The organism is Agrobacterium sp. M50-1 (assembly GCF_049843495.1).
In the GTDB taxonomy this organism is placed as follows: Bacteria; Pseudomonadota; Alphaproteobacteria; order Rhizobiales; family Rhizobiaceae; genus Agrobacterium; species Agrobacterium radiobacter.
Genome location: NZ_JBBHZH010000010.1, coordinates 46,731 through 65,355, shown reverse-complemented (window position 1 = coordinate 65,355; position 18,625 = coordinate 46,731). Strand labels below are relative to the sequence as shown.

18 protein-coding genes are annotated in these 18,625 nt (G+C 59.8%); 12 read left to right on the top strand and 6 right to left on the bottom strand.

From position 1 onward, the window contains the following. Window positions 1-29: 29 nt before the first annotated feature. Window positions 30-959 carry an ArsR/SmtB family transcription factor gene (locus WDZ78_RS20800; protein ID WP_020812829.1) on the bottom strand — a complete coding sequence of 310 codons (930 nt, stop codon included), beginning with the start codon at window positions 957-959 and terminating at the stop codon, window positions 30-32. A 180-nt stretch (window positions 960-1,139) separates the two neighbouring features. Then, on the bottom strand, window positions 1,140-2,432 hold the full coding sequence (locus tag WDZ78_RS20795; RefSeq protein ID WP_026372429.1) for an ABC transporter substrate-binding protein: 1,293 nt from the start codon (window positions 2,430-2,432) through the stop codon (window positions 1,140-1,142). Window positions 2,433-2,543: 111 nt separating this feature from the next. Here WDZ78_RS20795 and WDZ78_RS20790 point away from each other — a divergent pair, with 111 nt between their 5' ends. The 4 genes from WDZ78_RS20790 to WDZ78_RS20775 are packed head-to-tail and all read left to right on the top strand — an operon-like array spanning window position 2,544 to window position 7,276. Beyond that, complete coding sequence (locus tag WDZ78_RS20790; protein WP_026372430.1) at window positions 2,544-3,608, top strand: LacI family DNA-binding transcriptional regulator; 1,065 nt, start codon at window positions 2,544-2,546, stop codon at window positions 3,606-3,608. Then, entirely contained in the window at window positions 3,601-5,478 is a 1,878-nt protein-coding gene (locus WDZ78_RS20785) for a DUF2264 domain-containing protein (RefSeq protein WP_026372431.1), read from the top strand. Before WDZ78_RS20790 ends, WDZ78_RS20785 begins: the two co-directional genes overlap by 8 nt. After that, complete coding sequence (locus WDZ78_RS20780; protein ID WP_425674098.1) at window positions 5,475-6,491, top strand: hydroxyacid dehydrogenase; 1,017 nt, start codon at window positions 5,475-5,477, stop codon at window positions 6,489-6,491. The genes WDZ78_RS20785 and WDZ78_RS20780 overlap by 4 nt, the downstream gene beginning before the upstream one ends. Next, window positions 6,488-7,276, top strand: coding sequence for a sugar phosphate isomerase/epimerase family protein (locus tag WDZ78_RS20775; protein ID WP_425674097.1), 789 nt, complete (start codon window positions 6,488-6,490; stop codon window positions 7,274-7,276). The genes WDZ78_RS20780 and WDZ78_RS20775 overlap by 4 nt, the downstream gene beginning before the upstream one ends. A 173-nt stretch (window positions 7,277-7,449) precedes the next feature. On the opposite strand, the gene WDZ78_RS20770 is transcribed toward WDZ78_RS20775, so the two are convergent. The 4 genes from WDZ78_RS20770 to WDZ78_RS20755 form a co-directional block, all read right to left on the bottom strand. Next, window positions 7,450-8,523 carry an ABC transporter ATP-binding protein gene (locus tag WDZ78_RS20770; protein ID WP_425674095.1) on the bottom strand — a complete coding sequence of 358 codons (1,074 nt, stop codon included), beginning with the start codon at window positions 8,521-8,523 and terminating at the stop codon, window positions 7,450-7,452. Window positions 8,524-8,609: 86 nt separating this feature from the next. Next, entirely contained in the window at window positions 8,610-9,485 is an 876-nt protein-coding gene (locus tag WDZ78_RS20765; protein ID WP_026372435.1) for a carbohydrate ABC transporter permease, read from the bottom strand. Then, a complete protein-coding gene (locus tag WDZ78_RS20760; RefSeq protein WP_020810284.1) occupies window positions 9,478-10,431 on the bottom strand; it encodes a carbohydrate ABC transporter permease in 954 nt (317 codons plus the stop codon). The genes WDZ78_RS20765 and WDZ78_RS20760 overlap by 8 nt, the downstream gene beginning before the upstream one ends. 6 nt (window positions 10,432-10,437) lie before the next feature. Next, the gene (locus tag WDZ78_RS20755) at window positions 10,438-11,727 is read right to left on the bottom strand and encodes an ABC transporter substrate-binding protein (protein WP_026372436.1); all 1,290 of its coding nucleotides are present in this window, start codon (window positions 11,725-11,727) and stop codon (window positions 10,438-10,440) included. 117 nt (window positions 11,728-11,844) lie between these two features. On the opposite strand from WDZ78_RS20755, the gene WDZ78_RS20750 reads away from it, so the two are divergent. From WDZ78_RS20750 to WDZ78_RS20715, 8 genes are all read left to right on the top strand, one after another. Then, window positions 11,845-12,555, top strand: a complete 711-nt coding sequence (locus WDZ78_RS20750) for a TetR/AcrR family transcriptional regulator (RefSeq protein WP_026372437.1) — start codon at window positions 11,845-11,847, stop codon at window positions 12,553-12,555. A 245-nt stretch (window positions 12,556-12,800) separates the two neighbouring features. Then, window positions 12,801-13,943 carry a Gfo/Idh/MocA family protein gene (locus WDZ78_RS20745; protein ID WP_425674094.1) on the top strand — a complete coding sequence of 381 codons (1,143 nt, stop codon included), beginning with the start codon at window positions 12,801-12,803 and terminating at the stop codon, window positions 13,941-13,943. A gap of 10 nt (window positions 13,944-13,953) precedes the next feature. After that, entirely contained in the window at window positions 13,954-15,117 is a 1,164-nt protein-coding gene (locus WDZ78_RS20740; RefSeq protein WP_425674093.1) for a dihydrodipicolinate synthase family protein, read from the top strand. Window positions 15,118-15,144: 27 nt separating this feature from the next. Next, window positions 15,145-15,966: a sugar phosphate isomerase/epimerase family protein gene (locus WDZ78_RS20735; RefSeq protein ID WP_425674092.1), complete on the top strand. Its 822-nt coding sequence runs from the start codon at window positions 15,145-15,147 to the stop codon at window positions 15,964-15,966. An 18-nt stretch (window positions 15,967-15,984) separates the two neighbouring features. After that, window positions 15,985-17,220: a Gfo/Idh/MocA family protein gene (locus WDZ78_RS20730; protein WP_425674091.1), complete on the top strand. Its 1,236-nt coding sequence runs from the start codon at window positions 15,985-15,987 to the stop codon at window positions 17,218-17,220. Window positions 17,221-17,557: 337 nt separating this feature from the next. Beyond that, window positions 17,558-17,728, top strand: a complete 171-nt coding sequence (locus WDZ78_RS20725) for a hypothetical protein (RefSeq protein ID WP_425674090.1) — start codon at window positions 17,558-17,560, stop codon at window positions 17,726-17,728. A gap of 281 nt (window positions 17,729-18,009) precedes the next feature. Continuing rightward, window positions 18,010-18,219, top strand: coding sequence for a cold-shock protein (locus WDZ78_RS20720; protein ID WP_003508146.1), 210 nt, complete (start codon window positions 18,010-18,012; stop codon window positions 18,217-18,219). A gap of 10 nt (window positions 18,220-18,229) precedes the next feature. Further along, window positions 18,230-18,619: a cold-shock protein gene (locus WDZ78_RS20715; protein ID WP_371503260.1), complete on the top strand. Its 390-nt coding sequence runs from the start codon at window positions 18,230-18,232 to the stop codon at window positions 18,617-18,619. The last annotated feature ends 6 nt before the right edge of the window (window positions 18,620-18,625 follow it).

The window sequence follows — 18,625 nt, the reverse complement described above, 5'->3', positions numbered from 1 at the left end:
GAAAATCATACTTTTGAAAATTGGCTGGATCAGTCAGCGGTGCGCAGGCGCAGGACGATGTCCTGATCGTAATTTCCGAAGCCGCGGCCAAAGATATTCAGCCCGCCCGGATGTTTTGCATCGGCCTTGACCTCGATGCGCAACCGGATGGAGCGGTGGCTGGCGAGATCAATATCTGCGAGCGTCACATCCGAAATCCGGGTTCCGTCGACATAGGTTCCCTGCGCGGTGATGCGCCAGGTCTTGAGCATGCCGTATTGGGAACCGGAAAGCTTCCACCAGTCAGGCGTAAACACGCCCCGCTTGTCGCCGAAGTCCCCGGGCGATGTCCAGACACCGATTTCCCTGCCGTTGACGGACAGCGTAATGTCCGAGGGCCAGTCGCTGTGCGTTCCCGGCACCTCGGAACTAACCTCCATCGAAAACTCTATTTCCTCGACGCTCCGCCCCTGAATCTTGGCATTATTGGGGAATTGATACTCCACGAAGCCCGATGTCAGCCACAGCAGCGCCGTCTTCATCCGGTCTGGATCCATGAAAGTATCGGGCACATCAAGAAGGCCGATAATGCCCTCCGGCGAGCAGATACCGCAGGGCGCGGTGACCGAACTCTGGGTATAAAGGCCGAGCGGCATGGCGACCGCGATGTAATTTGATGCTGCCGGAGCCTCGGGTTTGCGGAAGGAAACGATGAGTTCGTCACAGGTGGCGAAGCAGATTTTCTGGTTGCCCTTGCGCGCCTTGCGCGTCTCGGTTCGCAGCAGCCCCGCCTCCTCGAGAACGGCCACGCCGGCGGAAACTGTGGACTGCGGCAAATCCAGCCTCTGCGCAATTTCGTTGACATTGAGGCCGCTCGCCTCGTGCAGCAGCTTCAATATCTGCACGCGGATCAGCGACGCCGCCGCTTTCAGGACATCGAACTCTTTTTCAGCATCAACGAGAAGGAAATTGGGCGCCATATTCTAATCTTCAGATTTATCGATCCAGATCAGAATTTCTGGCTTAAATGCCATATACTTGTCCAGTACTGTTTGTCGTACAGACCATTTTGAACGGCGTGAAGCGCCATTTATCTCAGGCACTTCATAAAAAGCACCGCCACACGGCTTCGATTCCGTGTGGCGGCGCCCGTTTCGTCGTCAGCCGCGCTTGCGCAGGGTCCGCGTGCCGGTGTCGACGAGGTTTTGCGCCGCTTCATCCACGCTGGCGCGGCCGAAGGCGAGCGAATCGGCGATGGGACGCATCACGCCACGGTCAAACTCGTTGGCGCCGATCGGGGCGGGCTCCGGATAGGAATCGAGCTTGCCCGACAGGCTTTCGATATAATCCACCGTCTTGCGCTCGGTCTCGTTGAGGCTTGGCAACAATGCCTCGCGCACGACCTTGGCCGGCGGCACGCCACGCTCGACGCCGAGCACCTTGCCCGCTTCCAGATCATTGACGAAGAAGTTGATGAATTTCGCCGCCGCTTCCGCATTGGTCGAGGTGGACGAGATGGACCAGATGAGGCCAGGCCGGTAATAATGCCCGGTCGGCTTGCCCGCCCCCTCACCCGGCAGCATGCCGATGGACAGCGTCTGTTTATTGAGCTTCTGATAACCGACAAGCTGGTTGGAATAGGCAAAACCAATGGCCGAATTGCCAAGCGTCAGGGCGTTGGATTCGATGGTATTGTCGTCACGCGTCTGGATATCGGCGGAAACGCAGAGCTTGTTCTCGCGCAGGTCCTCCCAATAGGCGAACCATTCCTTCGCATCTTCCTTGTTGAAGCCGATGGTGCCGTCCTGAAACAGAAGCTTGCCGCGCTGGCGCAGCCAGACATCGAAAACATAGTGATAACGCGCACCATAAGGCACCGCCCAATAGTTCCGTTTTGCCGGGCCGTTCTTCTTGAAATCGCGCGCCAGTTCCGCCAGCGCCTTCCAGGTGATCTGGTCCTGCGGCACGGAAACGCCGGCTTCCTTCAGCGTATCGGCGTCATACATCATGCAGAAGGAATTCAGCCCGAGGCCGACGCCGTAAAGCTTGCCATCGATACGGCAGAGATCGACTTCGCTTTTACCGAAGGTGGAAAGATCAAGCGACTTGCCGACGAACTGGTCCAGCTCCATGCAGGCGCCACGGCCGGAATAATCGGCAATGGTGGAAGGTTCTAGCTGGAAGATGTCGGCGACGTTCCGTCCCGCCATCGATGTCGCGAGCTTGGTCCAGTAATCGGAACCGGCGATCATCTCACCGCTGATCTCCGTCTGCGGGTTCGCCTTCTGGTAAAGGGCGATCACGTCGTTGGTGCGCTTGCTGCGGTCGGCAGATCCCCACCATACGCAGCGAAGCCGGGTTTCGGCCGCGGCCGCGCGAAAACCGCCCGCCGCCACGCCGAGACCGGCCAGCGCCGCCGTCACCAAAAATCCACGTCTGTCGATAGTTTGCATCTGCTCCTCCCGCGTTTGCAAATTTTTTACTGACCACTTAAATTCTTGCAAATTTTCTTAGTTTGCAATATTTGCATCATATTAGATTTTTTTGCAAGCGCAGGAGACGATATGAACGATACGCCCGACATCAGCCGCCCGCGCCAGTCGGATATCGCCCAGCGCGCCGGCGTTTCCATCAGCACCGTCTCGCGGGTTCTCGCAGGGGAAAAGGGTATCAGCGCATCCATCCAGACCAAGGTTCTGGGGGTAGCGGCGGAGCTTGGTTATCCATTGCGGCCGGCCACAACCCAAGCCGGCGGTGTGCCGCTGGAGGGCAAGAAAATCCTTGCCCTCATGTCCGCCGAAAGGGCGACTGGCGATATCGGCGCTTTTTATCACGATATTTTCGACATGCTGCGCAGCCTTGCCCAGACGGATGGTTTCGAACTCGATATCAGGCTTTTGCACCAGAAGCAGATCGACGACGCCCTGACGCAGCGGGTCTGCGAGGTGGACGGTCTTCTCGCCATCGGTCTCGATCCCGAGGATGAAATCATCCACCGCATCACGCAGGGTGTGCTGCAACCGGTTCTGGTCAATAGCGCCGATCCCTCGATGATGCTGGATTGCGTCTCGCCTTCCAATTTTTATGGCGGCGCGATGGCGGCGCGGCGGCTTCTGGAACTCGGCCACCGTAAGGTCGCCTATATCGGCCCGCATCATCGCCACACCATAAGAGAACGTATGCGCGGCTTTCGCCACACGATCCTCGAGGAAGAGGGAGCGACCTATGACGAGTTTCTGCTTTCGACGGCGGATAGCGGTTTCGGGCAAGCGGGCGATGCGGTTCGTCAGCTATTGGCCAAAAACCCTGAACTCACCGGTATTTTCTGCATGAATGACGCGATTGCGCTCGGTGCGCTGGGGGCAGCGCAGGAGCTTGGCCTCGGCGTACCGGACGATCTTTCCATCATCGGCTTCGACGACCTGCCCTTTGCCGAACTTTCCACGCCCCGTCTCAGCACGATCCGGGTCGACCGGCGCGAAATCGCCCGCGAGGCGGTGGAACTGATGCGCCGCCGGCTGACTGAACCTTCCGCCAATGCCCGCCAGGTGCAGCTTGGCGTGCAGCTGGTGGAAGGACAGACGGCCGGCAAGGCGAAAAAGACGGGAAAGGCGACACGCGATGCATGACACCATGACCAAGGTAAATATGGCCAGGTTTAATCCGCTGCACGGCAATCCGCTCAAAAGCCGCGCCGATGTCCGGCGGGCGCTGGATGACAGTTTCGCGCCGCTTCTTGCCTATTTTTCGCCGGGCGGCGCGAGAGTGACGCTCAGCGGGGCTGCCGCGCATTTCGACCGGGCGGCGGCCGATCTGGAAGGTTTCGCCCGGCCGCTCTGGGGCATCGCACCGCTTGCGCTCAGTGGCGATCATTTCGACCATTGGCCGCTTCTGGCACGGGGAATAGCCAACGGCACCGATCCTTCCCATCCCGAATATTGGGGCGACGTGCGCCAGAAAGACCAGCGGCTGGTGGAGCTTGCCGCAATCGGGTTTGCGCTGCGGCTTGCGCCGCAGCGCCTGTGGGAACCGCTGTCCGATGCGCAGAAGGACAATGTGCGGCGTTATCTGCTGACGGCGCGCGAGCGCAATTACGCCGATAATAACTGGAAGTTTTTCCGGGTGATGGTCGATATGGCGCTTGATCACCTCGGCATCGAATTCGATCGCAGCCTGACCGAGACATTCCAGAAGGAACTGGACGAGTTTTATATCGCCGACGGCTGGTATCGTGACGGCAATTATCGCCGCATAGACCATTACATCGCCTTCGCCATGCATTTTTACGGCCTGATCTACGCGAAGCTCAGCAAGCCTGATGATGCCTATGCCGAACGCTACCGCGAGCGCGCTCGCCTCTTCGCCGGCGATTTCGCCAGCTGGTTCGATGAGGATGGCGGCACCCTCGCCTTCGGGCGCTCCATGACCTACCGCTTCGCCTGCGGCGGCTTCTGGGCAGGTCTGGCCTTTGCGGATGAGGAGGCGCTGCCCTGGGGAGAGATCAAGGGGCTTTATCTGCAGCATCTGCGCTGGTGGGCGAAAAAGCCGATTGCCGACCGCGACGGCGTGCTCTCCATCGGTTACGCCTATCCGCAGCTTACCATGTCCGAAAGCTATAATTCGGCGGGTTCGCCCTACTGGGCCTTCAAGGCCTTTCTGCCGCTGGCCCTGCCGGAAAGCCACCCCTTCTGGCAGGCGGAGGAAAAACAGCCTGACACATCCGCAAGACCAAGGCCGCTCGTTCATCCCGGCATGGTGATGATGCGGGCGACAGGCAATGTCACGGCGCTTTCCAGCGGCCAGGAAAACCTTTCCATGCGTGGCGGGCCGGAAAAATATGCCAAATTCGCCTATTCCTCCCGTTACGGTTTCGGCGTGGAAGTGGACGAGCGTGGTTTCAAGACCAACGGTTTCGACAACATGCTGGCCTTTTCCGAAGACGGCCTGCATTACCGCGTGCGCGAGACCAACGAGAAGGTTCTGCTGGCCGGGGCAAGCCTGCGAGCAACGTGGAAGCCGTTCCCGGATGTGGCGGTTGAAACGACGCAGGTTGCGGCTGGCGACTGGCATATCAGGCTGCACCGGATCAGGTCGACCCGCCCCCTTTCGGTAACCGAAGGCGGCTTCGCCATCAGCCGCAACGACGGCGACCGTGATGCCGTGAGCGAAGAGGCGGGCCGGGCGACAGCCGATTGCGGCGCCGACATATCCGCCATCATCGATCTCGGCTCCAGCATAACCCGTCACGGCGTGGCGCTGAAGGCGCTGCCCAACACCAATCTCATCAACGCCAAGACCACGGTGCCGCAATTGCGGGGCGAGATTTCGGCGGGCGAAACCCTGCTTGCCTGCGCGGTCTTTGCGGGGGTGGCCGGGCCAGAAAGCGAAAAAGCACTGGCGACGGTTCCGGCACTTCCGGATATTGATGCGCTCGACCGCCTGTTTGCGGAACAGGGCGTTCCGGTCAGCAGCATGGCGGCAACGGGAGAGCCGCAATGACGAGCCCGCTTCCGCGTCTCAGCCTCGTCATGGACCCGGAGCGAACGCAGCATGTGCTGACACCGCAGGCTCTTGAAAGGCTGTCGCAGAGCGTCGAGATTCTCGACGCAGGGCGAATCTGCGATTTCCACGCCGCTTCAGTGAAAGAGCAGCTGGCGCGGACGGATATTCTCTTAACCGGCTGGGGCTGTCCGGATATCGGCGCGCGGGAACTGGCCCTGATGCCGCGTCTCAGCCTGATCTCCCATGCCGCCGGCACGGTCAAATATTTCCTGTCGCAAGCGGTTTTTGATCGTGGCATTACCGTGTGCAGCGCGGCGGAAGCGAATGCGCAGCCGGTGGCCGAATTTTCGCTGGCAATGATCCTTTTGGCCGGTAAGCGTACTTTCGGCTTCCGACGTCTTTATCTGGAGCATCGCGACCGCGCGCCTGTCGAGCGACTACAGGCGCAGGCCATCGGCAATCTCGGCCTGACGGTCGGCGTCGTCGGCGCATCGCGGATCGGACGCCGCGTCATCAATCTGTTGCAACCGTTCGATCTCAACCTCATCCTTTTCGATCCGCTCCTGAGCGTTGCAGAGGCGCAAAAGCTCGGTGTGCGTCTTGTCTCGCTCGAGGAACTGATGGCAGTGAGCGATGTCATTTCCCTGCATGCACCCTCCCTGCCGCAGACACGGCACATGATCGGCGCGGACGCGCTTGCCCGCATGAAGAACGGCGCAACCCTGATCAATACGGCGCGCGGCGCGCTGGTGGATGAAGACGCGCTTCTGGCCGAACTGAAAACCGGACGCATCGAAGCCGTCATCGACGTAACCGACCCGGAAGTGCCGCCACCCGATTCACCCTTCTACAGCCTGCCGAACGTCTTTCTGACGCCGCACATCGCCGGCGCCACCGGCCTTGAACGTGCAAGGCTCGGCGACATGGCGATTGCCGAAATCGAACGCTTCTGCCGCCAAGCACCTCTGCAACAGCAGGTGCGTCCTGAACATCTGGAACTGATCGCATGAGAATGTTTGAGCCGGGCCTCTGCTCCGTCACCTTCCGCTCCCTGCCGGTGCAGGCCGTCATCGACCTTGCCGCCGCAAATGGCGTCAGGGCAATCGAATGGGGTGCGGATATCCATGTGCCGACCGGCGACCTTGCCAATGCAAGGCATGTCGCCGAACGGACGGCGAAAGCGGGCCTCACCGTGTCTTCCTACGGCTCCTACATTTTCGCACCCGATTTTTCGCCCGAGGACATGACCGCCGTGCTGGAAACAGCAAAGGCGCTCGGCACCGGCCATATCCGCATCTGGCCCGGCAGCCGCAAACGCCCTTCCACGGATTACTCTCCCGCGGAACGCCGCGCAGCAACGGAGGCGCTGGCGTCCATCGCCCGCGGGGCGGAAGACTACGGCATGACGATCGGCCTCGAATACCACCCCAATTCGCTGACAGACACCCTGCCCTCGGCCCTGCAACTCATGCAGGATTTGCCAATGCCCAACCTCTTTTTCTACTGGCAACCCGCCCCCGGCCTGCCGCTGAAGAACGCACTGACGGAAATATCCGCCCTCGGCCCACGCATCTGCCACCTGCATGTTTTCGCCTGGCTCGCCGACGCCAGCCGCCTGCCGCTTCGCGAACGTGCGGACTATTGGCGGACGTGCGTGGATGCATTGCCGGAGAGCGAATGGACGAAACCGGCCTATGCTATGCTGGAATTCGTCGGGGGTGATGACATCGGCCAGTTTGGGGAAGATGCGGTGACGCTAAGCAAGATACTCGCTGGCCACAGAGCGGCCGATTAGTGCACGATCGAAAACCTCCCACGCGACGTCATCCTCGGCCCTGTGCCGAGGATCTAATCACGTTGAACAAGATCAACATGTTGCAGATCCTCGGGACAAGCCCGAGGATGACGAACGCAAGCTTTGCGGATTTCGTTAGCAGCCCTATGGTGAGACAACTCACCCACTCGTTCTCATATCCGCCGCCCATCCGCCCCGAACAGATGCGTCTTCGAAAGATCAAAGGCAAAGGGAATGGTCTCGCCGATGCGGATTTGGCGCTGGCCGTCCAGCAGCACGGTGGCGGGCTGGCCGTCGGGGGTGCTGGTGTAAACCACCGTCGAACCGCCGAGATGTTCCACGAGTTGGATAGAGGCGTCGCCGAGCGAGGATTGGGCCTGCGGATTCACATGTTCGGGTCGCACGCCGAAGGTAAGTGGTTCGCCCTGTTGCGCCGCCACCGGCGTGTCCAGCACGATGCGCTGGCCGGCCACCTCGATGGTGCGGTTGGAACTGTCCCCTGCAGCCACTTTTGCGGAGAGGAAATTCATCTTCGGCGAACCGATGAAGCCGGCCACGAACTGATTGGCCGGATTATTGTAGAGATCGAGCGGTCGGCCGACCTGCATGATGCGGCCGTCGCGCAGCACCACGATCTTGTCGGCCATGGTCATGGCTTCCACCTGGTCATGCGTCACATAGATCATCGTGCTGCCCAGCGTCTGGTGCAGCTTGGCGATTTCGACGCGCATCTGCACGCGCAGTTCGGCATCGAGGTTGGAGAGCGGCTCATCGAAAAGGAATATTTTCGGCTCGCGCACGATGGCGCGGCCGATGGCGACACGCTGGCGCTGACCGCCCGAAAGCGCCTTCGGCTTGCGCTGCAACAGCGGGCCGATCTGCAGGATATCGGCGGCCTTCTGCACCCGCGCCTCGACTTCCGGTTTCTTGTAGCCTGCCGTTTCGAGACCGAAGGCGAGGTTCTTGTAGACGCTCATATGCGGATAGAGCGCATAGGACTGGAAGACCATGGCGATGCCGCGCTTGGAGGCGGCTGTTTCATTGACCCTTTCACCGTCGATACGAAGATCGCCTTCTGAGATTTCCTCAAGCCCCGCGATCATGCGCAGGAGAGTGGACTTGCCGCAGCCCGAAGGGCCGACGAAGACGGTGAACTCACCCGGCTCGATCTTGAGGTCGATGCCGTGAACGACCGGAAAGGCGCCGAACCGCTTGACGATTTTTTCCAGAGTAATGCTGCTTGCCATGCTGTTTCTCCCGACTGCCGCGCCGCATCCAGGGCGGCAGCGACAGTGTTGATTGTCTTAAAATGCGTTCCCGATCCGGGTTCCGTTCAGCGTTTCATGCCCGTGGTGGCGATGCCTTCGATCAGCAGCCTCTGGAAGAACAGGAAGAACAGGAAGACCGGCACCAGTGACAGGTTGGACATGGCGAAAAGCGAGGTCCAGTCCGAGCTGCCAGTGGAATCCACGAAGGATCTGAGACCGAGCTGCACGGTGTAGGTGTTGATGTCATTCAGATAGATCAGCGGTCCGAAAAAATCGTCCCATGTCCAGATGAAGGAAAAGATGGCGGCCGTCGCCAGCACCGGCAGCGACAGGGGCAGCATAATCTTCCAGTAGATACGGAAGGGTGAGCAGCCGTCCATGACAGCCGCCTCATCCAGCTCGCGCGGGATGCCGCGGAAAAACTGCACCATCAGGAAGATGAAGAAGGCGTCCGTCGCCAGATATTTCGGCACGATCAGCGGCAGCGAGGTATTCACCCAGCCCATTTCCAGAAACAGGATATATTGCGGGATCAGCACGACATGATAGGGCAGCATAAGCGTGCCAAGCATCAGCGCGAACCAGAAATTGCGCCCGCCGAAGCGGAGCCGGGCGAAAGCGAAGGCGGCGAGCGAGCAGCCGACGACATTGCCGATGGTGGCGAGTATCGAGATGAAGAAGGAGTTCCAGAAGAACTGCCCGAAGCTCACCTGCAGCCCCGTCCAGCCGCGAATATAACCGCCGAAATCGACCGCCGAGGGAATAAGCGAGGAGGAGCCGAAGAGCTCGTCCTGCGGCCGGAAGGAACCCGAGATCATCCACAGGATCGGATAGAGCATCGCGAAAGACGCGACGATCAATGCCGTGTGGAGCATCACCGATTTCAGGGGCGAGCGTTGCGGGCCTTGGCCCGGCCGGGGGGCGGTAACAGCATCAGTCATCGTAATGCACCCAGTATTTCGCGCTGAGGAACGAGAAGGCCGTGAACAGCGAGATGATGATCACCAAAATCCAGGCAAGCGCCGAGGCATAACCCATGCGGAAGAAACCGAAGGCTTCCTGGTAGAGATAAAGCGTATAAAACAGCGTCGAGTTGATCGGCCCGCCAGTGCCTTCGGAAATGATGAAGGCGGGGGTGAAGGCCTTGAAAGCGTCGATCGTCTGAATGACAGCGTTGAAGAAGATGACGGGCGTCAAAAGCGGCAGCGTAATGCGGAAGAATTGCCGCACCTTGCTCGCACCGTCGATTTCGGCGGCCTCGTACATATCCTGCGGTATCTGCCTCAAGCCCGCGAGGAAGATGATCATCGGAGAACCGAACTGCCAGACGGACAGGATGACCAGCGTGTAGATCGAGTAATCCGGATTGGAAATCCAGCTCGGCCCTTCATAACCGAAGGCCTGCCACAGGATCATGTTGACGAGACCATCAGAGGCGAAAAGCTGGCGCCAGAGCACGGCGATCGCGACGCTCGAACCCAGCAGCGACGGCAGATAGAAGATCGCCCGATAAAGCGTCAGGCCCTTGATGCCGCGATTGAAGGCGAGCGCCACCAGCAGCGCGAAGATCAGCTTCAGCGGTACCGACAGCAGCACATAGGTAAAAGTCACCTGCATGGCGGCGGCGAATTTGGGGTCGGCCGTGGCGATGCGCACGTAATTGGCCGCCCCCACCCAGTCCGGCGACTGCAACAGGTCGTAATTGGTGAAAGACAGATAAAGCGACGCGAGCGCAGGACCGAGGGTGAGGCCGAAGAAGCCAATCAGCCAGGGCAGGAGAAACAGGTAGGCGTGAATGTTGCGGTCGAAAATCCGCTTCACACCGCCCCGTTTCGGGAGAGCCGCGCCACGGCTCTCCTCTACAAGAGTTTCAGATCGAAAGGCCATAAACCATCACTTCCGTTTGATAACGGTTTCGGATTCCTTGACGAGGCGGTCGCCGCCCTCTTCCGGCGTGACCTTGCCGAAACCGATTTCCTCCGCCGTGCGTTTGAGGACGAAGGCGAATTCGCCCGCGCCCGGAGGCGGCGCCGGCGGCAGTTCGCCAACACCGGGGGTAATCTCGGCGATGTAGTCCACCATGATCTTGCTGACCTCGTCGAGCTTGCTGCTCAGCTGGTTGCGCATGGATTCCGATGCCGGAACGCCGCGCTCGACACCGAGAATGTCGATACCTTGCGGTTCGGCAACGAGGAAATTGATGAAGCCGACCGCCTGCTCGATGCCGGCGCTGCCGTTTGCGACACTGATGAGCATGGAAGGTTTGAGGTAATGGCCGGAAGGGCCATCCTTCGTGCTCTTCGGATAGGAGCTTATGGCAAGCTTGGACTTGTTGAGCTTCTGATAACCGACGAACTGGTTGGAATGGGCAAATGCGGTTGCCGCCTTGCCCGTCGTCAGCGGGTTCGTTTCGATGTTGAGCTGGTCAAGCGCCTGCACATCGGCGGGCACACAGGCGCCGCTCTTGCGCAGATCCGCCCAGAGGGTGAACCACTTGGTCGCATCGGTCGGATCAAAGCCGATCCCGCCATCCTGCGTGTAGAGCGATTTGCCGTTCTGGCGCAGCCAGTTTTCAAAGCTCGGCTCCACGCCGCTGGCGTCGGCCGTCGCGTAATAGCCCGGCTTCGGCTTGTTCTTGCTGAGCTTGGCGGCGTTTTCGGCAAATTCTTCCCAGGTCTGGCCGATCGCCGGCGGCGTTGCACCTGATTTTTCCCAGGCCGCCTTATCGAAGAAGACAGCACTGGAATTGACGCCGAGATTGATGCCGTAGAGCTTGCCGTCGACCCGGCCGGAATCGATGTTCATCTTGCCGAAATCTTCGATCTTCAGGCCCTTGCCGATATAGTCATCCAGCGGCGCCAACGCGCCGCGGCGGCCATATTCGAAGATGTAGCGATAATCCATCTGGATCAGGTCAGGCGCATTGCGGCCGGCAACCTGCGTTGCCAGGCGCGGCCAGTAGTCGCTCCAGCCCGCAAATTCACCGGCAATGTCGAGATCCGGCTTGACCTGCTTATAGGCTGCTATCGCTTTGTTGGTGCGATCGGCGCGTTCCTGCGAACCCCACCACAACATGCGAAGGCGGGCGGCCTGCGCCTGCGCCGACCCCCCTCCCAATGTCGCAAGCGACAGGGCCGCAAGCCCTGCTGAAAGCACACCTCTCCTGTGAAGCATCATGGGCATTGGCAACTCCTCCCTATTGACTGCCAATTGATGATGAACGTAAACGACACTTGCCGTTTTATAACTAATTGGTTACATGGGAACACTGATCGCAAACATTGTCAAGCGGGTGCTGAAATGGAAGAAACGACAAAAAACCAGCCGTCCGATCCGCCCCCCGATCCGGCCATGGAGAATACACCGTCGCCCAAGCGCAAACGCGCGACGACACAGGTGCGAAACCCGGAAAGAACGCGCGCCGCCATTCTCGAAGCCGCCCGCCGCGAGGTGGCCGCCAAGGGGTTGGCGGGGGCTCGAATCGATGTCGTCGCCCGGCGCGCCGGCACCAACAAGCGGATGATCTACCATTATTTCGGCGACAAGGATGCGCTTTATCTCGCCGTTCTGGAGGATGCCTATCGCCATATCCGCCACACCGAAAGACGGCTTGACCTGACCCGCAAGGCCCCGTCGGAGGGCTTGCGCGAGCTTGCGCTTTTCACCTGGCACTACTTCCTCGACCATCCCGAATTCCTGAGCATCCTCGCCACGGAAAACCTCAATAAAGCCCGCTATCTCAGGCAATCTCCGACGATTGCGGCGATGCATTCGAATTTTATTTCGGAACTGGAGGACGTGCTGCGGCGCGGTAGCTACGCGGGCGAATTTCGTGATGGCCTCGATCCGATCGACGTCTATCTGACGATCGCCTCGCTCGGCGCCTTTTATCTGTCGAACCGTTTCACGCTGTCGACGATCTTCCAGCGCGACCTCACCGATCCGGCCGAGCTGGAACGCTGGGGCCAGCACATCGTCGATACCCTGCTTGCTGCAGTGCGGCCGGTCTGAGCCGGCCGAACCGAATTCCTCTTTAACAACAGCGACGACGCGCCATTCGCATCCGCGAAGCGCGTCGTTTTCTTTTGCGGCGCGGTGGCGATACGCAAACGCGAGAGTTCGCACAAGACGAATTTTTCCTGTCGAAAACACCTTGACAGATCGCATCCTTCACGACCACAAATAACCAAATGGTTACAAATTTCCATGTTTGACGGAAGCGGCTTTCGGGAAAAGGCCGCCTTGGGAGGAAATTCATGAAACTTATCGGCGTCATCATGCACGGCATCACCGGCCGCATGGGTTACAACCAGCATCTCGTGCGCTCCGTTCTCGCCATTCGAGATCAGGGCGGTGTACTTTTGAAGAACGGTGAAAGGGTCATGCTCGACCCCATTCTGGTCGGCCGCAATGGCGTGAAGATCGAGGAAATCGCCAAAAAGCACAATGTGGCGCGCTGGACGACCGACATCGACGCTGCCCTCGCAAACCCCGATGACACACTGTTCTTCGATGCCGGCACGACGCAGATGCGCGGCAGCCTGCTGGAGAAAGCCATCAAGGCCGGCAAGAACGTCTATTGCGAAAAACCGATTTCTGACACGATGGAAGAGGCATTGGCCATCGCCCGGCTCGCCGAAAGCGCAGGCATCAAACATGGCGTGGTGCAGGACAAGCTGTTCCTGCCGGGCCTGCGCAAGCTCGCCATGCTGCGCGACAGCGGCTTCTTCGGCAAAATCCTCTCCGTGCGCGGCGAATTCGGCTACTGGGTTTTTGAAGGCGACTGGCAACCGGCGCAGCGGCCCTCCTGGAATTACCGCCTGAAAGATGGCGGCGGCATCATTCTCGATATGCTGTGCCACTGGCGTTATGTGCTCGACAATCTGTTCGGACCGGTGAAATCCGTAAGCTGCCTCGGCGCCACCCATATTCCGGAACGTTTCGATGAGCAGGGCCGCGCTTATGTGGCGGATGCTGACGACGCCGCTTATGCGACCTTCGAGTTGGAAGGCGGCGCCATTGCCCATATCAACTCCTCATGGGCGGTGCGGGTGCGCCGCGACGACCTCGTCACCTTCCAGGTGGACGGCACCCATGGTTCGGCGGTGGCGGGCCTGACCAAATGCTTTACCCAGCACCGCACCAATACGCCGAAGCCGGTGTGGAACCCGGACCAGCCGCAGACCATCGATTTCTACAAGACCTGGCAGGAAGTGCCGGACAATGTCGTCTACGACAACGGCTTCAAGGCGCAGTGGGAAATGTTCGTGCGCCACCTCGTCGACAATGATCCGTGGCCCTATGGCCTCATGGAAGGCGTGAAGGGCGTGCAGCTTGCCGAACTTGGGCTGAGATCGTGGAAGGAACGCCGCTGGCTCGACGTTCCCGCCCTTTCCTGAGGAGGCTGATGTGAGCGAGCTCAAGCTTCCGAAAGACGACCGCAGCATCGAGGTCTACAAACTCTCAGGCACGCCGGTCGCCGTTGAAAAACGAAGTGCTGCGGATTTCAACCGCGTCGCTTTCGCCGCCGCCCATGTGGTGGCCGATCCGCTTGCCGATAATGATCCGTGGCTCACGCCCGCCATCGACTGGGACGCAACGCTGCGTTTCCGTCACCGCCTGTGGGATCTCGGCCTCGGTGTCGCCGAGGCGATGGATACGGCGCAGCGCGGCATGGGGCTGGCATGGCCGCAGGCGCAGGAACTCATTTCCCGTTCGCTGAAGGAGGCGGCCAGCCGCAAGGATGCGCTGATTGCCTGCGGGGTGGGCACCGACCATCTTGATGGCAGCGGCTACGATCTCAACAAGATTGTCGACTCTTACCTCGAACAGCTTGATTTTGTTCAGGGAGAAGGCGGGCGTGTGATCCTGATGGCGAGCCGTGCGCTGGCCGCCGCCGCCCGCTCGCCGGATGATTATCTGAGGGCTTATGCCAGGGTTCTCTCCCGTGTGGAAGGAAAAGTGGTGATCCACTGGCTGGGCGAAATGTTCGACCCGGCGCTGGAGGGCTATTGGGGTTCGGGCGACCATATGACGGCGATGGAAACCTGCCTTGCCATGATCGAAGAGAATGCCGACAAGATCGACGGCATCAAGATTTCGCTTCTCTCCAAGGAAAAGGAAATCGTGATGCGCCGCCGTCTGCCATCAGGCGTGCGCATGTATACCGGCGACGATTTCAACTATGCCGAACTGATCGCCGGCGACGAACAGGGCCATTCGGATGCGCTGCTCGGCATATTCGACGCCATTGCGCCGGCCGCCTCCAGGGCGCTTGCCAGCCTGAAGCGCGGCGCGGACAACGAATTCTTCGACATTCTGGAGCCGACGGTGGCGCTGTCGCGCCATATCTTCAAGGCCCCGACCCGCTTCTACAAGACCGGCGTGGTGTTCCTCGCCTATCTCAACGGGTTGCAGGACCATTTCACCATGGTTGGCGGTCAGGAAAGCACCCGCTCCACGCAGCATTTCGCCGAGCTTTTCCGGCTGGCGGACAAGGCCAATGTGCTTGCAGAGCCGGATCTGGCGACGCAGCGCATGAAGGCGTTTCTGGCGGTCCGAGGCATCGGCTGAGGCAGCAGAACTAGGGGAGATACCGACATGAGCCTTGAAGGCCTTTCCATCAATTTCGCCACCGTGCGACAGGGTGGCGATTTTGCCGCTATCGTCGATGCCTGCCTTGCGCACGGCATCACCGCCATCTCGCCCTGGCGCGAACAGGTGCACGGTGTCGGGCTTGCCGAAGCAGCCCGCATCGTCGAACGGAACGGGCTGCGTCTCAGCGGCCATTGCCGTGGCGGCTTTTTCCCCGCCCCCAATGCCGAAGGCCGCCGCCTTGCCATTGAGGACAATAAACGCGCCGTCGATGAAGCCGCCGCAATGAAAGCCGATTGCCTTGTGCTTGTCGTGGGCGGCCTGCCAGCCGGCTCGCGCGATCTGAAAGGTGCGCGGCAGATGGTGGAGGACGGCATGGCCGAACTGCTCCCCTATGCCCGCGCCGCCGGCGTACCGCTCGCCATCGAACCGCTGCATCCCTTTTATGCCGCCGACCGCGCCTGCTTCAACACGCTGAAACAGTCACTCGATCTCTGTGACAGGTTGGGTTCGGGAACGGGCGTTGCGATCGATGTCTACCACGTCTGGTGGGATCCGGAACTGGAGGAACAGGTGGCGCGTGCGGGAAGAAACGGGCAAATTCTGGCGCACCATATCTGCGACTGGCTGGTGCCGACCACCGATCCGCTCAATGATCGCGGCATGATGGGCGACGGCGTGATTGACCTCAAGGCATTTCGCGCCATGATCGAGGCGGCCGGCTTCCATGGCCCGCAGGAAGTGGAAATCTTTTCGCATCGCTGGCAGGCGCGGCCGGTGGACGAGGTCCTCGCCACTGTGGTCGAGCGTTTCAAGACTGTTTGTTGATTATCCGGGAGAGAGACAATGCCTGAAAAGGTGAGACGCAAACGCTATGCGCTGGTCGGCACCGGCAATCGCGGCACCACCATGTGGGGCCGCGAATTGCTGGCCGGCTGGAGCGACTATGTCGAACTGGTCGGCATTTGCGACCTGAACCTGATGCGCGCCGAACGCGCCCGCGCCATGATGGGATCAAGCGCGCCGCTCTACGACGATTTTGACCGGATGATGACGGAGCAACGCCCGGAACTCGTCATCGTCTGCACGCCTGACGATACTCACGACGACATCATCATCCGCGCGCTGGAAGGCGGGGCCGATGTCATCAGCGAAAAACCCATGACCACCACCCCGGAAAAGATTGACCGCATCCGCGCGGCGGAGGCGAAAAGCGGCCGCCGTGTGGACGTCTCCTTCAACTATCGTTTCTCTCCCACCGCCGCACGCATCAAGGAGCTTATCGACGAGGGTGCAATCGGCACCGTCACCTCGGTCGATTTTCACTGGTATCTCGATAACCAGCACGGCGCGGATTATTTCCGCCGCTGGCACGCCTTTACCGAACATTCCGGCAGCCTGTTCGTGCACAAGGCCACCCACCATTTCGATCTTCTGAACTGGTATCTCGATTCCGATCCCGTGGAAGTGAAGGGCTTCGGACAGCTGCTGCACTATGGCAAGAACGGTCCGTTCCGGGGAACACGCTGTCGCACCTGTCCGCACAAAAGCGAGTGCGATTATTTCATGGATCTGGGCGCCGATCCTTTTCTCGATGCTCTCTATGAGGACCCTTCGGCGGTGGACGGCTACATGCGCGATGCCTGCGTCTTCCGCGAGGAAATCGACATTCCCGACACCATGAGCGCCTCGATCCGCTACGCCAGCGGCGTGCAGGTCTCCTATTCGCTCAACACCTATATGCCGATCGAGGGCCACCATATTGCTTTCAACGGCCATAAAGGCCGTATCGAAATGCGCCAATATGAAAAGCAGCCCTGGACGGAGCCGCCGGCGGACGAAATCCTGCTGGTGAAAAGCTTTGGCGGCGGTGTTGAACGCATATGGGTGCCGCATGAGCCGGGTGGCCATTACGGTGGCGACAACCGCATGCGCGACATGATCTTCAAACCGGGCTCGAACGACCGGCTGCGGCAACGGGCGGGTTCACGCGCCGGCGCCATGTCCGTTCTGACAGGTGTGGCCGCGCTGAAAAGCGCGCGTGAGGGTGGCACGGCCGTGGTGAAATCGCTGCCAGTTTAGCCACTACGGCCTGCGGCCTCATCGACAGATGGGCCGCGGGCGGCAAATGCCAAAAAAGAACGGACGATATTCCGCAGATTACGCGCTTCTTCCATGCCGGTAAAATGATCGCCGGGGGAAGAAAGAGTGAGTCATGTCCAGTTTTGAATCCATCGTTCCGCTCATCATCATCGGCGTCAGCCTCGTCGTATTCTTCAAATGGGTTGGGCGAGATATGAACCGGGAAGAGAAGAAACCGCGTTCCCGCCGCTGATGGCGGAAAAACGCGCCCGTGCGGCGTGGAGGCGGAACCAGTACCTTTTCCCCCGCGTTTTCCCTGCAAAAAGGAGGACGCGACATGACGAAGAAAACGAAATCGAAAACCGTTGAAAAAGGGCCTTCCAGTCCGAACGATATTCCCCCCGCCGGCCCGCATGCCAAACCCTCCCTCACCGACTATGACAAGACGCCGGGCGCGGGGAGCCTGCCGGATGACCGTGAGAAAGACGTGTCTCCCGGTGCAGGTTGATGCGCACAAGACGGAGGGCCGCGCCAGGCCCGAAGGACCATGCGGCGATCGGGAAATAGTGCCCTGAACCAGACACTTACCCGCCGAGAAGTGGCTCGCCGATGCTTTTTTGTTCTCCGCCCATTGCAAAATCAAAAATTGAGCCTATATTTTGGATATCGACCATTGCTTGTGACGTCGTTCTGGAACAGACTGTTCCCCGTCGGATTTCCTCTCAAATAATCGATCTTATCCCGCAAGGTATCGCGGGAACCACAACGATTCTACGAAAGGAAATCGTTATGAACACTGGTACTGTAAAGTGGTTCAACGCCACCAAGGGCTTCGGCTTCATTCAGCCTGACAACGGCGGCACGGACGTTTTCGTTCACATTTCCGCTGTTGAGCGCGCTGGCATGCGTTCGCTGAACGACGGCCAGAAGATCAGCTACGAGATCGTGCAGGACCGTCGGTCCGGCAAGAGCTCGGCTGATAACCTTCAGGCAGCTTGATATTCGTCATTTGACCCCGCAGACCACGGATGTACTGGCTGCAGGTTTAAATGATTGTGAGAGGTCGGGTCAAAGCCCGGCCTTTTGTTTTTGGGCCATGGAGGTCCTTATGCGCAAAAATCCCTACCGATGCGGCGATGCCATATTCTTGAAGCCAGGCGTGCTGGGCAATAACCAGCCCGACGGTCCTGGCAGGGTCGTGTCGATCCTGCCCGAGGCGCAGGGAACTGTTCGTTACAGGGTGCGTTTCCAGCATGAAAATTTCGAGCGCAACATCGCGCTCGATGAAATAAGTGCGCCCACCTCGGCGCCATCGCCGTCGCGCAACAATGAAAGCCCATCGGTGCGCGAAACGGGATCAAGCTGGATCAATCCGGACAGGATTAAAATCAGAAAATAGCGGCTG

Bases quoted from the DNA above. Each gene is read 5' to 3' on its own strand.
- WDZ78_RS20800 (WP_020812829.1), bottom strand. From the start codon at position 959: ATGGCGCCCAATTTCCTTCTCGTTGATGCTGAAAAAGAGTTCGATGTC.
- WDZ78_RS20795 (WP_026372429.1), bottom strand. From the start codon at position 2,432: ATGCAAACTATCGACAGACGTGGATTTTTGGTGACGGCGGCGCTGGCC.
- WDZ78_RS20790 (WP_026372430.1), top strand. From the start codon at position 2,544: ATGAACGATACGCCCGACATCAGCCGCCCGCGCCAGTCGGATATCGCC.
- WDZ78_RS20785 (WP_026372431.1), top strand. From the start codon at position 3,601: ATGCATGACACCATGACCAAGGTAAATATGGCCAGGTTTAATCCGCTG.
- WDZ78_RS20780 (WP_425674098.1), top strand. From the start codon at position 5,475: ATGACGAGCCCGCTTCCGCGTCTCAGCCTCGTCATGGACCCGGAGCGA.
- WDZ78_RS20775 (WP_425674097.1), top strand. From the start codon at position 6,488: ATGAGAATGTTTGAGCCGGGCCTCTGCTCCGTCACCTTCCGCTCCCTG.
- WDZ78_RS20770 (WP_425674095.1), bottom strand. From the start codon at position 8,523: ATGGCAAGCAGCATTACTCTGGAAAAAATCGTCAAGCGGTTCGGCGCC.
- WDZ78_RS20765 (WP_026372435.1), bottom strand. From the start codon at position 9,485: ATGACTGATGCTGTTACCGCCCCCCGGCCGGGCCAAGGCCCGCAACGC.
- WDZ78_RS20760 (WP_020810284.1), bottom strand. From the start codon at position 10,431: ATGGCCTTTCGATCTGAAACTCTTGTAGAGGAGAGCCGTGGCGCGGCT.
- WDZ78_RS20755 (WP_026372436.1), bottom strand. From the start codon at position 11,727: ATGCCCATGATGCTTCACAGGAGAGGTGTGCTTTCAGCAGGGCTTGCG.
- WDZ78_RS20750 (WP_026372437.1), top strand. From the start codon at position 11,845: ATGGAAGAAACGACAAAAAACCAGCCGTCCGATCCGCCCCCCGATCCG.
- WDZ78_RS20745 (WP_425674094.1), top strand. From the start codon at position 12,801: ATGAAACTTATCGGCGTCATCATGCACGGCATCACCGGCCGCATGGGT.
- WDZ78_RS20735 (WP_425674092.1), top strand. From the start codon at position 15,145: ATGAGCCTTGAAGGCCTTTCCATCAATTTCGCCACCGTGCGACAGGGT.
- WDZ78_RS20730 (WP_425674091.1), top strand. From the start codon at position 15,985: ATGCCTGAAAAGGTGAGACGCAAACGCTATGCGCTGGTCGGCACCGGC.
- WDZ78_RS20725 (WP_425674090.1), top strand. From the start codon at position 17,558: ATGACGAAGAAAACGAAATCGAAAACCGTTGAAAAAGGGCCTTCCAGT.
- WDZ78_RS20720 (WP_003508146.1), top strand. From the start codon at position 18,010: ATGAACACTGGTACTGTAAAGTGGTTCAACGCCACCAAGGGCTTCGGC.